Annotated in this window: 13 protein-coding genes; 5 read left to right on the forward strand and 8 right to left on the reverse strand. The window is 62.0% G+C overall.

Annotation, left to right across the window (positions count from 1 at the left end):
• Positions 1–8: 8 nt before the first annotated feature.
• Entirely contained in the window at positions 9–551 is a 543-nt protein-coding gene (locus tag CN673_RS08035; protein WP_099865744.1) for an SH3 domain-containing protein, read from the forward strand.
• A gap of 43 nt (positions 552–594) precedes the next feature.
• Here CN673_RS08035 and irrA read toward each other — a convergent pair whose 3' ends face one another.
• Positions 595–1,035 carry an iron response transcriptional regulator IrrA gene (irrA, locus tag CN673_RS08040; RefSeq protein WP_099865745.1) on the reverse strand — a complete coding sequence of 147 codons (441 nt, stop codon included), beginning with the start codon at positions 1,033–1,035 and terminating at the stop codon, positions 595–597.
• Positions 1,036–1,315: 280 nt separating this feature from the next.
• Here irrA and CN673_RS08045 point away from each other — a divergent pair, with 280 nt between their 5' ends.
• The 4 genes from CN673_RS08045 (at position 1,316) to fabI (ending at position 5,960) form a co-directional block, all read left to right on the forward strand.
• Positions 1,316–3,091: a DUF4214 domain-containing protein gene (locus CN673_RS08045; RefSeq protein WP_198585948.1), complete on the forward strand. Its 1,776-nt coding sequence runs from the start codon at positions 1,316–1,318 to the stop codon at positions 3,089–3,091.
• Positions 3,092–3,296: 205 nt separating this feature from the next.
• On the forward strand, positions 3,297–3,812 hold the full coding sequence (fabA, locus tag CN673_RS08050) for a 3-hydroxyacyl-[acyl-carrier-protein] dehydratase FabA (RefSeq protein WP_099865747.1): 516 nt from the start codon (positions 3,297–3,299) through the stop codon (positions 3,810–3,812).
• A gap of 76 nt (positions 3,813–3,888) precedes the next feature.
• Positions 3,889–5,109, forward strand: a complete 1,221-nt coding sequence (gene fabB / locus CN673_RS08055; protein WP_099865748.1) for a beta-ketoacyl-ACP synthase I — start codon at positions 3,889–3,891, stop codon at positions 5,107–5,109.
• A 17-nt stretch (positions 5,110–5,126) separates the two neighbouring features.
• Positions 5,127–5,960 carry an enoyl-ACP reductase FabI gene (gene fabI, locus CN673_RS08060; RefSeq protein ID WP_099865749.1) on the forward strand — a complete coding sequence of 278 codons (834 nt, stop codon included), beginning with the start codon at positions 5,127–5,129 and terminating at the stop codon, positions 5,958–5,960.
• Between the two features lie 21 nt (positions 5,961–5,981).
• Here fabI and CN673_RS08065 read toward each other — a convergent pair whose 3' ends face one another.
• The 7 genes from CN673_RS08065 to infB all read right to left on the reverse strand — a co-directional run bounded on the left by CN673_RS08065 (position 5,982) and on the right by infB (position 15,519).
• On the reverse strand, positions 5,982–6,254 hold the full coding sequence (locus tag CN673_RS08065) for a hypothetical protein (protein ID WP_157928833.1): 273 nt from the start codon (positions 6,252–6,254) through the stop codon (positions 5,982–5,984).
• Between the two features lie 351 nt (positions 6,255–6,605).
• Positions 6,606–8,729 (reverse strand): polyribonucleotide nucleotidyltransferase, encoded by a 2,124-nt coding sequence (gene pnp / locus CN673_RS08070; RefSeq protein WP_099865751.1) that lies wholly within the window; start codon positions 8,727–8,729, stop codon positions 6,606–6,608.
• A 320-nt stretch (positions 8,730–9,049) separates the two neighbouring features.
• A complete protein-coding gene (gene rpsO / locus CN673_RS08075) occupies positions 9,050–9,319 on the reverse strand; it encodes a 30S ribosomal protein S15 (RefSeq protein ID WP_099865752.1) in 270 nt (89 codons plus the stop codon).
• Positions 9,320–9,507: 188 nt separating this feature from the next.
• Positions 9,508–11,235 carry a sensor histidine kinase gene (locus tag CN673_RS08080; RefSeq protein WP_099865753.1) on the reverse strand — a complete coding sequence of 576 codons (1,728 nt, stop codon included), beginning with the start codon at positions 11,233–11,235 and terminating at the stop codon, positions 9,508–9,510.
• Between the two features lie 237 nt (positions 11,236–11,472).
• Complete coding sequence (gene truB, locus CN673_RS08085; RefSeq protein ID WP_099865754.1) at positions 11,473–12,408, reverse strand: tRNA pseudouridine(55) synthase TruB; 936 nt, start codon at positions 12,406–12,408, stop codon at positions 11,473–11,475.
• A complete protein-coding gene (gene rbfA, locus CN673_RS08090; RefSeq protein WP_099865755.1) occupies positions 12,408–12,818 on the reverse strand; it encodes a 30S ribosome-binding factor RbfA in 411 nt (136 codons plus the stop codon). Before rbfA ends, truB begins: the two co-directional genes overlap by 1 nt.
• A 115-nt stretch (positions 12,819–12,933) precedes the next feature.
• On the reverse strand, positions 12,934–15,519 hold the full coding sequence (infB, locus tag CN673_RS08095) for a translation initiation factor IF-2 (RefSeq protein ID WP_099865756.1): 2,586 nt from the start codon (positions 15,517–15,519) through the stop codon (positions 12,934–12,936).
• Positions 15,520–15,650 lie beyond the last annotated feature (131 nt).

Below are 15,650 nucleotides of genomic sequence, written 5' to 3' on the forward strand. Positions count from 1 at the left end.
TACCAGCCATGCGTAAGCAACCATCGACACGCCTCACCGCTATCTTGCTTTCAGCATTCGTGTTGCTTGCCTCGCCCTCGCCGGCCGACGCGCAAAGTGGCGCGCGTGGTGCGAGCGGCCTGCCGCTGCCGCGATTCGTCAGCTTGAAGGCCGAGAAGGTCAACATGCGGATCGGTCCGGGGATCGACTATGCCATCGCCTGGCGATACATGCGCTCGGGCATTCCGATCGAGATCATCCAGGAGTATGACAACTGGCGGAAAGTCCGCGACGCAGAAGGCGCGGAAGGCTGGATCAATCAGGCATTGCTGTCCGGCGAGCGCACGGCCATGATCGCGCCCTGGCGGCGGGACCAGGCAGAGGCGGCGATGGTCTCCATGACAAGCCAGAAAGACGACCGGGGGCGCACTGTCGCCAGGCTTCAACCGGGTGTGGTCGTCCATATCATCGGCTGCGACGGCGAATTCTGCGAGACATCTGTTGACGGCGTCGAAGGATGGGTCGCGCAGAACGAGTTGTGGGGCGCTTATCCCGGCGAGGCTTTCCGCTGAAGCGGAACTCACGCCAGGGCGGCCGGACAACGATCTGAAAACGTCAGGATTTGCGACGCAGCCGGATGATGACGTCGACGTGGGCGATCTCCATCCCTTCCGGCGGCGCCGGCAGGTTACCCACCTCGACATCGCCGGTTTCGATGTCGCGCACCTCGTTCAATCCCTCGATGAAGAAATGGTGATGGTCCGAGGTGTTGGTGTCAAAATAGGTCTTTGCGGTTTCCACCGCCAAGACGCGCAGCATGCCAGCTTCCGTGAACTGGTGCAGCGTATTGTAGACCGTCGCCAGCGAGACCTGGACGCCGACCTTCACGGCCTCTTCATGCAGCTCTTCAGCCGTCAGATGCCGATCGCCCTTGGCAAACAGCAACCCGCCCAGGGCGACACGCTGGCGCGTCGGGCGAAGGCCCGCGGCACGCAGTCGCTCGTCGATCGTGCGCGTCGGGCAAAGGGCAGCATGGGTGTCGAGGTTATTGGTCATCAGGTCACGTATTGGTCCAGAACTTGCTTCGATATAACTTTTCCGCTGAACGCATGCAAGAGAGCGGCGCGGCGAGACCAGTGACGGTCTCATCAGCGACCTTAGCGGAGATCAGCAATACAACCCGTTGGGGTCGGATCGATTCAGGCTTCCCTTTTTCAGCAAGGTGTCAATTATAGAGTAACTTGCGCACGGGTCTGGGGGGAACATGCCATTTCGTGAAACCGGGATTTTCGCGTCGATCGAGTCTTATGCCTTATCGGCTGACGGCCTCGCGCGAATGGACAATTTCAGGGTTTTCGATCTCGACGATGATGGCGACGATGATCTTGTCGCCTTGGGCGGAACGTTTCCCGGCCGCGAGGACGCGGCTGCGCGCCCGGGCTTCATCGTCTGGAACGACACAGACGGCTACCGCGTCGAGCAATTGGCCGGATTTGCGGCCTTCGCGACGCGGGATTTCGAGTTTGCCGACTTCAATGGCGATGGCCGGACGGATATCTTTCTGTCGGCTCATGGCTTCGACGACGAGGCAGCGGTCGGCGAACCGAACTTTCTCTTCCTTCAGGGCGACGGCGGCTTTGCCAACGCGTCGGATCGCCTGCCCCCGATCATCGACTTCGCACATGGCGCAGATCATGGCGACATCGATGGGGACGGCGACCTCGATATCCTCGTCAATGCTCAGTACGGCAACAACAAGACAAGCCCTTATTTCCTCATCAATGACGGCCAGGGATACTTTCAGCTGGCGCGCGACCAAATGCCGGATTTGGCAATCGGCGATGAGACCTATGCCCATCAGCGCTTTCACTGGCTGGGATTGGCCGACGTCAATGGGGATGGGCTGGCAGACATGATCTCCGGCAAGGAGCGCGACTTCTTCAACTCGACGGCCAGTCACGTGTTCTACAATGTCGGCGGCCGGTTTTCCGACACCACGCGCTCGGACCTTCCCCATCACGCCGATTTCGGAGCGAACAGCGTCATCGTCGAGATACTCGACGTGGATCTGGACGGGGATGGAGATCTCGACATTGCCATGCTCAGTCAGCGCGCCGATCCCTACGGTTCTGGCTGGGGGCTGCAATTGCTGGCGAATGACGGAGCGGGAAACTTCTCCGACGTTTCCAGCAGCTTCGTCGAAGGACCTCTGTCCAATCCCGATGGTGCCTGGATGGTCTATCTCACCGCCCGCGACCTCAACGATGACGGTCATATCGATCTCGTCGTGGAGGGACTCAGCGGCGGCATGGTGACGCTCGATACGCCGCTGGCCTGGTTCGGTGACGGAACCGGCCATTTCGTGCCCCTTCGCGCGGGCGACTTCCTTGGTCAGGACGATGGCTGGCTGCTGGGCTATTCCACCTTCGTGCGCGATGGCGATACGCTGAAATATGTCGGACTCGGCGCCGGGGATGGCCGGCTGGACGTGCACGAACGCGGCGCGATCGACCTGCCTCAGTTGCCGACGAGCGATCGCGACGATCGCATCCACGCTTCGAGCAGCGGCGCCACGATCGACGGTCGCGGCGGACTCGACTTTTTCATTATATCCGAGGCGCGATCGGATGTCGGTCTGGAGCGTGACGGATCTGAGATGACGTTGGCGCATCAATCCTCGATCCAGTCGGTCCACAATGTCGAGCGGATCGCGTTTATCGACGGAACGCTCGCTTTCGACTTCGCCGGCACGGCCGGCCAAGCCTACCGGGTCTACCAGGCCGCCTTCGATCGCGTTCCCGATGCAGCGGGGCTCGGTTACTGGATCGAGGCGATGGACAACGGCATGGACCTGCTTCGGGTCACCGGCGGCTTTCTGGACTCGGCCGAGTTCGAAGCGCGCTATGGCCGCGATCTGTCCAACACCCAATTCGTCGAGAAGCTCTATGAGAATGTTCTGGGGCGGGACGGCGAACCGGCGGGAATCGCCTATTGGACCGGCGAACTGGAAGCAGGCGCGTCGCGCGCCCATGTCCTGGCCAGCATTGCGCAGAGCAACGAGAACATTACCGGCGTCGCGCCGATGATCGATGATGGCATCTGGTATCTCTGAACCTGCCTTCTCGATCGATGCGACGCATGGCGCGCGCTTGAATTCGGCCACGCATCTGGTGCTTGCCTGAAACATCGGTTAAGCGGTGTCGGCGAGAAAGGGCCGGTTTTGTCCGCCTGAACTGCTGTGATAGGTTGCGCGACCGCCGGCTGATGACCTAACGGAAGATTTCGAGTGGGCGGGCGTCAGGGAGAAGCGAGTCTTAATGGACACGAGACAATCCAGTTTCAATTACGAAGAGATTCTGAAATGCGGTCGCGGTGAATTGTTCGGCCCGGGCAATGCCCAACTGCCGTTGCCACCGATGCTCATGTTCAACCGCATCACCGAAATCTCCGAGACCGGCGGCGAACACGGCAAAGGCTACGTCCGCGCCGAATTCGACATCACCCCTGACCTTTGGTTCTTTCCCTGCCATTTCCAAGGCGATCCGGTGATGCCGGGGTGTCTCGGCCTTGATGCCATGTGGCAGCTCACCGGCTTTTTTCTCGGATGGCTCGGGGAACCCGGTCGCGGCCGGGCGATCTCGACCGGCGAGGTCAAGTTCACCGCGATGGTGACACCGGAAACGAAGCTCGTCGAATACGGCATCGATTTCAAACGGGTCATGCGCGGCCGACTGGTCCTAGGCACTGCCGACGGCTGGCTGAAGGCCGATGGCGAGACGATCTACAAGGCCAGCGACCTCCGGGTCGGCCTGTTCAAGGACAAGACCGACTAGTGTCGCAAATCTGCGCGCAAATGCCCATGTCCGCAGCCGGACACCATCAAGCGAAAGAACGAAGAGGATGACCCGGATGAGACGAGTGGTTGTCACTGGAATGGGGATCGTATCCTCCATCGGTAATGATACCAAGGAAGTGACGGCGTCGCTGCGCGATGCCCGTTCGGGCATTTCACGCTCGGAAGACTTTGCCGAACACGGATTCCGTTGCCAGGTTTGGGGCGCGCCCGACATCGACACCTCCGAGCTCGTCGACCGTCGCGCCATGCGTTTCCTCTCGCAGGGCGGCGCCTGGAACCACGTCGCCATGAAGCAGGCGATCGCCGATTCCGGGCTCGAAGAATCCGACATCACCAACGAGATGACGGGGATCGTCATGGGCTCGGGGGGACCTTCCACCCGGACTATCGTCGAGGCCGCGGACACCACGCGCGAGAAGGGCAGCCCGAAGCGCATCGGACCGTTCGCGGTTCCGAAGGCGATGTCGTCCACCGCGTCGGCGACCCTGGCGACATGGTTCAAAATTCACGGCGTCAACTACTCGATCTCTTCGGCCTGTTCGACCTCCGCGCACTGCATCGGCAATGCGGCGGAACTGATCCAGTGGGGCAAGCAGGACATCATGTTCGCCGGCGGTCATGAGGACCTGCATTGGTCGATGTCCAACCTGTTCGATGCCATGGGCGCCATGTCATCCGATTTCAATGAGATGCCCGAACGCGCATCGCGGGCTTATGATGCCAAGCGCGACGGGTTCGTCATCGCCGGCGGCGCCGGAGTACTGGTCCTTGAAGAGCTGGAGCATGCCAAGGCGCGCGGCGCGACAATCTATGGCGAACTCGTCGGCTATGGCGCGACCTCGGATGGCCATGACATGGTGGCGCCGTCGGGCGAAGGCGCTGTGCGCTGCATGCGCCAGGCGTTGAAGACCGTCGACGGCGATGTCGATTACATCAACACGCATGGCACCTCGACGCCGGTAGGCGATTCCAAGGAGATCGGTGCGATCCGAGAGGTGTTCGGTGAGAAAATGCCGCATATCGCCTCGACCAAGTCTCTGACGGGCCATTCGCTGGGCGCCGCCGGCGTTCAGGAAGCGATCTATTCCATCCTGATGATGAATGCCGGATTCATCGGAGAGAGCGCGCATATCGAGGAACTCGATCCGGAATTCGAAGGCGCGCCGATCGTCCGCAAGCGCATCGACGATGCTACGATCGACCGTGTTCTGTCGAACTCCTTCGGGTTCGGCGGAACGAACGCAACGCTGGTCTTCCAGCGCTATCAGGGCTGAGACCGGGGCAAGATACGATGACGGAACTGATGCAGGGAAAACGCGGCCTCATCATGGGGGTCGCCAACAACCACTCCATTGCCTGGGGCATTGCGAAGGCGTTGCGCGCGCAAGGAGCGGAGCTGGCCTTCACTTACCAGGGCGACGCATTCGGCAAGCGCGTGCGCCCGCTCGCCACGGAACTGGGGTCGGATATCCTGCTGCCCTGCGATGTCGAGGACATCGAAACGGTGGATGCCGTTTTCGATACACTGAAGGAGAAGTGGGGCAAGCTCGACTTTATCGTTCATGCCATCGGGTTCTCCAATCGCGGCGAACTGAAAGGGCTTTACGCCGACACCTCGCGCGAGAATTTCTCGCGGACCATGGTGATCTCATGCTTCTCCTTCACCGAGATCGCCAAGAGAGCGGCCGAGATGATGACCGACGGGGGTTCGATGCTGACATTGACCTACGCCGGCTCGACGCGCGTGATGCCCAACTACAACGTCATGGGTGTCGCAAAGGCGGCTCTGGAAGCCAGTGTGCGCTATCTGGCGGCCGACTATGGCCCGAAGAAGATCCGCGTCAACGCCATATCTGCGGGCCCTGTGAGGACGCTTGCCGGCGCCGGCATAGCCGATGCGCGCGTGATGTTCAGCTACCAGGCCCGCAATTCGCCCATGCGGCGCACCGTCACGATCGACGACGTCGGCGGCTCGGCTCTCTATCTCCTGTCCGACCTGTCGCGCGGCGTGACCGGCGAAGTGCATTTCGTCGATTCGGGTTATCACATCACCTCGATGCCGGTGCTCGAGGAGCTGAAGCGTCAGGATCCCGAAGAGGGCGAGGAGGCCGTGGCCGCCAAATAGCGGCCGGGCCTGCCCTGCCGGTCAATCGTCGTCGCGGTCACGTCCCGGACCACGCCGTTCATTGCGGCTCTTGCGCTCCATCGCGTCGATGAGCGGCTGGGCTCCACGCACACAGGTCTCAATATCCGCGCTGCCGCATTTGACGTGCAGTTCGTCGTGTCGACCGGCCTTGAGATGGAACTCGGCGCCGCCCACCATCATGCGGTGGTGACCGCGCATATGATGGTAACCGCGCTCCTTCGGCCCATTTGCATGGTGGCGCGCCGGCCCTTCCCTTCGTTCTTCCCGCTCCATGCCAGGGCCTCCCGGACCCCTCCGGTCGTCTTGGCGCGCGCCGTCGGGTGCCGGTGGCGCAGGCATTTCGGCGGGAGCTTCCGGTGGTGCATCGACACCCGGAACGTCCATGGCCGGCGGCCGAGACGTGTCTGGCTCTGGCGATGGCGCGGTCTGGGCGAAAGCTGGAAAAGCCAAAAGCAGAGCGGCAGATGCAAGGAGCAGTGAGCGGCAGCGCATGGTCTTGTTCCTCCATTGACCTGCCGCAACAACATTAATCACCACGGACTGGTTCCGTCGTGAAGGGCTCTGCACGAAGAAAGCCCCGTGGCGGGGCCACGGGGCTTTCCAAAAATGCTCCGTCAGGAAAGATCAGGCGTCCGCCTTTTCCTTCTCCTGACCGGTTTCCTGGTCGACGACCTTCATCGAAAGACGAACCTTGCCACGCTCGTCGAAGCCCATGAGCTTGACGTAGACCTTCTGGCCTTCCTTGACCACATCGCCCGTCTTGCCGACGCGCTCTTCCGCGAGCTGCGAGATGTGCACCAGGCCGTCACGCGGTCCGAAGAAGTTCACGAAGGCACCGAAATCGGCAATCTTGACGACCGTTCCCTCGTAGATGTGACCGACCTCTGGTTCATCCACGATCGAATGGATCCAACGCTTCGCCGCTTCGATTTCCTTGGCCGATGCCGAGGCGATCTTGATCGTACCGTCGTCCTCGATGTTGATCTTGGCGCCGGTCTTCTCGACGATCTCGCGAATGACCTTGCCGCCCGAGCCGATGACGTCACGGATCTTGTCGACCGCGATCTGCATCACCTCGATGCGCGGGGCATATTCGCCGAGCTCGTCACGGCTCGACGTGATCGCATTGGCCATCTCGCCGAGGATGTGGCGACGGCCATCGCGAGCCTGGCCGAGAGCGATCTGCATGATCTCCTCGGTGATGCCCTCGATCTTGATATCCATCTGCAGGGACGTGACGCCATCTTCGGTGCCGGCGACCTTGAAGTCCATGTCGCCGAGGTGATCTTCGTCACCGAGGATGTCGGAGAGCACGGCAAAGCGCTCGTCTTCCTTGATCAGGCCCATCGCGATGCCAGCGACCGGCTTGGCGATCGGAACGCCCGCATCCATCAGCGCAAGCGATGTGCCGCAGACCGTCGCCATCGACGAGGATCCGTTCGATTCGGTGATCTCTGACACTACGCGCAGCGTGTAGGGGAACTGCTCGGGAGCCGGCAGCATGGGGCGGATGGCGCGCCATGCCAGCTTTCCGTGACCGATCTCACGACGACCCGGCGAACCGATGCGGCCCGTCTCGCCGACAGAGAAGGGCGGGAAGTTGTAGTGCAGCAGGAACCGCTCTTTGTACATGCCGGTCAGCGCGTCGACATACTGCTCGTCTTCGCCCGTGCCGAGCGTGGCAACGACGATCGCCTGGGTTTCGCCGCGGGTGAAGACGGCCGAGCCGTGGGTACGCGGGAGAACCGAAACTTCCGAATTGATCGGGCGGACGGTTTCCAGGTCACGCCCATCGATACGGCTCTTGGTATCGAGGATGTTCCAACGAACGATCTTCGCCTGCAGCGACTTGAAGACCGAACCGATCTGCTCTGGCGTGAAACGGGGCTCTTCGCCTTCAGCCGGCGCGAAGTGCGCCTTGACCTTTGCCTTCACATCATCGACCGCGGCGTAGCGCGTCGTCTTGTCCGTGTTCTTGTATGCTTCACGCAGATCGTTTTCTGCGAAGGAGAGCATTTCGCCTTCCAGTGCCGAGAGGTCTTCCGCAGCGAATTCACGTGGTTCCTTGGCTGCGACCTCTGCGAGCTTGATGATGGCATCGATGACCGGCTGGAAGTTCTTGTGGCCGAACATGACTGCGCCGAGCATCGTCTTTTCGTCGAGTTCCTTGGCTTCCGATTCCACCATGAGAACGGCGTCCTGCGTGCCGGCGACCACGAGGTCCAGGCTCGACTCGGGCATTTCGTCGACATGCGGGTTCAGAACGTATTCGCCGTTGATGTAGCCGACGCGCGCGCCACCGATCGGGCCCATGAAGGGAACGCCGGAAAGCGTCAATGCCGCCGAGGTGGCGACCATCGCCAGCACGTCCGGATCATTCTCCATGTCATGCTGCATGACAGTGATGATGACCTGGGTGTCGTTCTTGTAGCCATCCGGGAAAAGCGGCCGGATCGGACGGTCGATGAGGCGCGAGGTGAGCGTTTCCTTTTCGCTCGGACGCCCTTCACGCTTGAAGTAGCCACCGGGAACGCGGCCGGCCGCATAGGTCTTTTCCTGGTAGTTCACGGTCAGCGGGAAGAAGTCCTGGCCAGGCTTGGGCTCCTTGGCGGAGACGACGGTGGCGAGCACGACCGTCTCGCCATAGGTCGCCAGTACCGCGCCGTCGGCCTGACGTGCGACTTTGCCTGTTTCGAGGATGAGAGGGCGACCGCCCCACTCGATTTCCACTTTGTGATGATCGAACATGGATTGTCCTTGGGTTCTTTCGGGGATCGGGCGCGGCCGTTGTGCGGGCGCAGCACCGTTCCCTGCTGCGGTTTTCGACGCGCCACGGGCAAGACAACGGGAGGCTTGTTTGTCTGACAATGCGCGGGCGTTGCTGCCGTGCTCCGCGCTCTGACAAGCGTCCTGCAATCCTGCCCCATGACAGGTCGCGTTTTTGAGCCTTTGGGCTCTTGGGCGCCCCATTGCATCGCAAGGGAGCGTTTGGATGACGACGCCTGCAAGGCCTCGCCGAAACGAAGTCCGGCGGGCCACATCGCTGTCGGCCCGCCGGCATGAATGGCCTAGCGGCGAATGCCGAGGCTGGAGATCAGCGTCTTGTACCGGCCTTCGTCCTGCTTCTTCAGGTAGTCCAGAAGGGAACGACGGCTCGAAACGAGCTTGAGAAGACCACGGCGGGAGTGATTGTCCTTCTTGTGGTCCTTGAAGTGCTCGGTGAGGTTGATGATGCGCTCGGTAAGGATCGCAACCTGCACTTCGGCCGAGCCAGTGTCGCCCTCTTTCGTGGCGTACTGCTTCATGAGTTCTGCCTTGCGTTCAGCAGTGATCGACATCGGGCATCCTTTCTTGTCTTGAGGATTTGTCGGGTCGCCTGCGGCCGGGATGTCGTCCAGCGGAGGCCATGCTTTCAAGGGCGCGCGGTCTGTGACCGCGAGCGCTGGCGTGGCTATAGGGGAAAATCGCGAGAATTGAAAGGGGAAAGACGGTGCAGCGCCATTCGGCCGCCTGACCGGGGCAGTGTCTAGCTCTCGCCCTCGTCGGGCTCGGTGCGCAGCCGGTCGAGCGGAATGGCGAAGTGCCATTCGATGCCGTTGGCGTGCAGATTGCGCGTGATCTCCGCGTCCATCGTTCCGCCCATCATGCGCTCGAGCACCACCGATCCGAAACCCTTGCGGTCGGGCATCTGAGGCAATGTCCTGACATATTCGCGCCAGGTGAGCGACAGCATGCCCTCGCGTTTCCACCAGGTGATCTCCAGGCGGCTCTCCTCATCGGACAGCGCGCCGTATTTCGAAGCATTGGTCGCCAGCTCGTGGATGGCCATGCCGATCGTCTGGGCCGGCTGCGCGTCGACCTTGACCTTGGGGCCGAGCATGCGAACGCGCTCGGGATCGCTGGGCAGAAACGGCTCCAGCTGGCTCTCCACCAATGCACGGAAATCGATGCCCCGCGCCGCATTGGCCAGCAGCAGGTCTGTCGATCGCGCCAGACCGCTGATCCGGCGGCGGAAGCTGTCGACGAATTCGTCCACGCTGACGGCGTTCTTGGCGGTCTGCCCGACCATCGCGTTGATAACGGTGAGCTGGTTCTTGGATCGGTGGGCCACTTCCCGCATCAGCAGCCGAATTTCATTCTCGGATTCCTCACGATCGCTGGCCGCTTCCGTTAGCGCGGTGGACACAACTGCAAATTCAGAGATCGTGTGGTTCACCGGCTGGACCGGCTCACCGGCGCCGAGTTGCTTGGCGCTTTCGGAGAGACGCTTTGCAGAACGCGTGACACGGCGACCGACAAACCAGGCGGCGATGGATGCGGCGACCCCGATCGTCAGACCGCCGATCAGCAGCAACATGATGGAACGGATAATGGGCGCCGAGATCGTCGTCATCGGTGTCCATGCCACAACGGACCATTGCGTCAACGGCGATCGTTCACGGATGATCTGGTAGCTCTGCCCCCACATGTCGAGTTGCGTGATGCCACGGTCGAAACTGTCAGCGAAGGTGAAGGGCAGCGTCGCCCCGGGGTTGAGCCGGTCGTCGGACGACTCGATGACGTTTTGCGCCGCATCGACGATCGCCACCTGCCATGCGCCCGGCAATCGCCCATCCTCGACGGATTCGGACAGGGACGTTGCTTCTCGGGACAGAACAAGAAGAAGCGGGGGCGCATCTTCGCGGAAAACCGGCAGCGCCGCGTAGAAGACCCAACTGAGGGACGTTTCGCTGAAGACGACGTTGGAAATCACCGGGGTCCGGTTTTCCAGCGCCCGACGCGGCGTAGTTCGATCGGATACGCCCGGTAGTGATTGCCCGAATTCGACGTCGGTATTCATGACCTGATTGAGTCCGGCGTCGAGCACGACGAGGCGCATGCTTCGTCCGACCAGCGCGCGCTGCGCGCGGCCGTGGAAAGCTTCAAGGTCGTTTGCGTGGAAGGTCGGGTCGGAGGAGAGCACGCGAAGCGTGGTCAACATGCCCGAAATTTCCTGCTCGACCACCTGAACGATCGAACGGGTGTTGGATTGGAACAGCGTCTGCAGCCCCTCCTGCTGAACGTTATTCGTGCGCAGCAGCAGGTAGCCGGAAAAGATGAGCGAGGGAACGAGGCAAACGAGAACCAGGAACGACAAATAATGAGCGACGGGCCGGGATCGCGGCGCGGGCTTCTTGGTTGCTGCGACCGGCCCCGATGGCGCAGCCGCATCCGGCGGCTCATGGACGTCCACGTCGGAACGAACATCGTTCATGCGTCAAGAATCCCGCAGCCCGCGTCGGCCCGGATCGGTCGTCGAGTCGATATCGGCAACCAGTTGGACATGACGCCGGCTCTTCAAACCTAATGAACGATGGCCCTCCATGGCACGTTTCACCGCGGAATTGGAGAGCACGTTTAAGTGTTTCTTCATAAAGACGGGAATTTTCCGGCTCGCCCTCAAAGGCGGCCGGTTCGTTCTCATCACGCTAGGCAACGGAGCGGCGCCGAATCAGTTCCCGAAGACTCGACGCGGATGAAACTGGCCCTGGCCGATCGTTCCGATTGCAACCAGCTTGCCGCGCGCGGTGATCCATACGTCGGGCTCGTCAAGGGGCGCATCACGACCACGCAGCACGATCGGATTGCCCATCCGGATGCGCTGCGCCTGCTCGTCTGTCACGGCGAAATGTGGAAGGTTGGCGAGTGCGTCGCCGGTCTCGACCAGATAGCTGTCGAGCGCCTCCAGACGCTCTGTATCGTCCTGCATCTCCTCGAGTGCAGTCAAAGTGGAAAGCGGCACCATGTCGGAATCGGCGAAGGGAGCGACCGCGATCCTGCGCAGTCTCGCAATGTGGCCGAAGCAGCCGAGATCGCGGCCGAGGTCGCGCGCCAGCGAACGCACATACGTGCCTTTGCCGCATTCGACGAGAAACACCGCCTCATCGGCATTCGGGCACCCGATAAGGACGAGCCGATGAATGTCGACCTCACGAGCGGGAATATCGACGGCTTCGCCCTCGCGCGCCAGGTCATAGGCGCGATTACCCTCGATCTTGATCGCCGAGAACTGTGGCGGAATCTGCTCAATTCTGCCGGTATAGTGTGACAGCCGATCCTCGATATCGGGCTGAGACGGCCGCGCGTGCGAGGACGCGGTCACCTCGCCTTCAAGATCGTCGGTCGCGCGTTCCTCGCCCCACTTGACCGTGAATTCATAGATCTTCCGACCGTCCATCACATAAGGAACGGTCTTGGTCGCGTCGCCGAGCGCGATCGGCAGCATGCCGGAGGCGAGCGGGTCGAGCGTGCCGGCATGACCGGCCTTCTGCGCCTTGAAGAGCCACTTGATCTTGGAGACCGCCTCAGTGGATCCGAAATCCTCCGGCTTGTCGAGAATCAGCCAGCCGGAAACGGGTCGCCCCTTGTTCTTGCCTCTACGTCCCATTAGTCGCGACCGTCGCCGTCTTCGTTGTCGAGATCGCGAGCGACTTCGGGCGAGCGCAGGAGTTCGTCGATCTTCTGGTAGTTGTCAAAGCTGGTATCGTCGCGGAAACGCACATCCGGCATGTATTTCATCTGGCGCAGTGCCGGCGTGATGTACTTGCGAACGGCCTTGGCATTGCGGTTCAACGCATCGACAAGCGCCGCGTGGTCACGCTCCCCGAGCGGCGTGACATAAGCCGTCGCATGCTTGAGATCCGGCGACATACGCACTTCGGAGATGGCGATGACCGTGTTCTCGATCAGCGGATCGCGAATCTCGCCGCGCTGCAGGACCTGCGTGATCGCGGCGCGAACCTGTTCGCCGACGCGCAACATGCGCTGGGAAGGATCGGATGAAGAAGATCGGGCCATGGGTGTTCACACTTTCAGTGAATGAACCGCGCGCCTTCGCACTTGGCGGGCATTCAATAGATATGAAAACGGGCGCAACGCGGCGCCCGTCATTTTAGGTGGCGAGCAGTGTGCGCTAGAGCGTGCGGGTCACATGCTCGACGCGGAAGCACTCGATGACATCGCCTGCGCGGATGTCGTCGTAGTTCTCGAAAGCCATGCCGCATTCCTGTCCGACAGGAACTTCCGAAACCTCGTCCTTGAAGCGCTTGAGCGTCTTGAGCTTGCCTTCGTGGATGACGACGTCGTCGCGTACGAGACGCACGCCGGCGCCACGCTCGACCTTGCCTTCCGTGACCCGGCAGCCAGCGACCTTGCCGACCTTGGTGATGTTGAAGACCTCGAGAATCTCCGCATTGCCGAGGAAAGTCTCGCGGCGCTCCGGTGACAGCAGACCCGACATCGCCTTCTTCACGTCATCCACGAGATCGTAGATGATGTTGTAGTAGCGGATTTCGATCCCGGCCTGTTCCGCGGCATCGCGAGCCTGCTTGTTGGCACGGACGTTGAAGCCGATGATCGCCGCATCGGAGGCTTCCGCCAGCGAAATATCCGACTCGGTAATGCCGCCGGCGCCGGAATGCACGATTCGTGCGCGGACTTCGTCCGTGCCGAGCTTGTCCAGCGCTCCGGCGATCGCTTCGATCGAGCCCTGCACGTCGCCCTTGATGACCAGCGGAAACTCCTTGAGCCCGCTGTCCTGCAACTGCGTCATCATCTGCTCGAGCGAACCGCGCGAACCAGCCTGACGCGCCACCGCCTTTTCGCGGGCAAGCCGCTGACGATACTCGGAAATCTCGCGGGCACGCGCCTCGTTCTCGACGACGGCGAAGCGATCGCCCGCCATAGGCGTTCCCGAGAGACCGAGAATCTCGACCGGCATGGAGGGGCCGGCCTCCTTCAGGTTGTCACCGCGATCATTGACGAGGGCGCGGACCTTGCCCCACTCGTCGCCCGCGACGATGATTTCGCCGGGGTGCAGCGTGCCTTTCTGGATAAGCACGGTTGCCACGGCGCCGCGACCACGATCCAGCTGCGCCTCGACCACGATGCCTTCGGCTGTGCGATCGGCGTTGGCCTTGAGATCGAGGATTTCGGACTGGAGAAGGATCGCTTCAAGCAGCCTGTCGAGATTGGTCCCCTTGGTCGCGGATACCTCCACGTCGAGAACCTCACCGCCCATCGATTCCACGAAGACTTCGTGCTGGAGCAGTTCGGTGCGGACCTTGTTCGCGTCCGCGGAAGGCTTGTCGATCTTGTTGATCGCCACAATGATCGGGACGCCAGCGGCCTTCGCGTGATTGATCGACTCGATCGTCTGCGGCATCACGCTGTCGTCGGCGGCGACGACCAGGATGGCGATGTCCGTCGCCTGGGCGCCGCGTGCACGCATGGCGGTGAAGGCCGCGTGACCCGGCGTGTCGATGAAGGTGATCTTCTGACCATCCTGCTCGACCTGATAGGCACCGATGTGCTGGGTGATGCCGCCTGCTTCGCCGGACACCACATTTGCGTGACGAATGGCATCGAGAAGCGACGTCTTGCCGTGATCGACGTGACCCATGATGGTGACGATCGGCGGGCGCGAACGCAGGTCGCCGTCCTCGTCCTTCACGTCGAAAATGCCTTCCTCGACATCCGATTCGGAGACGCGCTTGACGGTGTGACCGAATTCGGTCGCGATCAGTTCGGCTAGGTCGGCATCGATGATGTCGCCGGGCTTCATCATCTGCCCTTCCTTCATCAGATACTTGATGACTTCGACCGACCGCTCGGCCATGCGCTGGGACAGCTCCTGAATGGTGATGGTTTCAGGCAGCGTCACCTCGCGCTGAATCTTCTCCCGGCTTTCCTGCTGTTGAGCACGCTTGAACTTTTCCTGACGGCGGCGCATGGCCGACAGCGAGCGTCCACGCTGATTTCCGTCCTCATCGAGCGCCCCGGTCAAGGTCAGCTTGCCGCGACGACGCTCACCGTCGGTACGCGGGCGGGTCGGCTTGGGTGCCTCGACGCGGGCGCCTTTGGCCTTGGCGCCCCGATCGCGCGCATCGTCGTCCTCGCTCTCGGCCTTGCGTCCGCGCACGGGTGCCGGCTCTTCCTTCGGCGCCGGTGCACGCTTGGCACGGGGATCGTTTTCGGCGGAAATCGCCTGAGCTTCGGCGTCCGCCTGCTTCAGGGCCGCCTCTTCCGCCTCGGCGCGCTCGCGCTCGGCCTTTTCGGCGGCAAGGCGTTTTTCTTCCTCGGCGCGGCGCTTGGCGTCTTCCTCGGCCTGCTTGCGTTCTTCGACCTCACGCACACGCGCTTCCTCAAGCGCACGACGACGCGCGTCCATCTCTCCAGCCGAGAGGTTGCCGCCCGGCGATGGCCGGCGGGCCGGCTCCTGCGGGCGCGGCGGTTCGGGCTGGCGGGCCTGGACCGGCGGCGGCGTCGGGCGCGGCGTGGCAGCAGGGGCTACCGGTTCCTTGGCAACCGGAGCCGGCGCTGCCGGCTTGTCATCTTCGGGCTTGTGAATGCGGCGCTTGCGGGTCTCGACGACAACCGCCTTCGACCGCCCGCGCCCCATGTCCTGACGCACCGTGCCCTGGCCCACGCCCGACCGCTTGAGGGTCAGGGTCGTCTTGCTCGAAACGCTCAGGGTCTTGTCGTCTTTGGTGTCGCTCATTCCGTATCCGTTTCCTTGAAACAGACGGTGCGCGACAGTTGGATCAGGCGCAGCGCTGTTTCTGCTTCATTGTCGTCGGCGCGGGCTCATGCCACAGCCACGTTTTCAATCCTGGTAGTCATACCGGTTCC

The organism is Neopararhizobium haloflavum (genome assembly GCF_002750855.1).
Taxonomy (GTDB): Bacteria; Pseudomonadota; Alphaproteobacteria; order Rhizobiales; family Rhizobiaceae; genus Georhizobium; species Georhizobium haloflavum.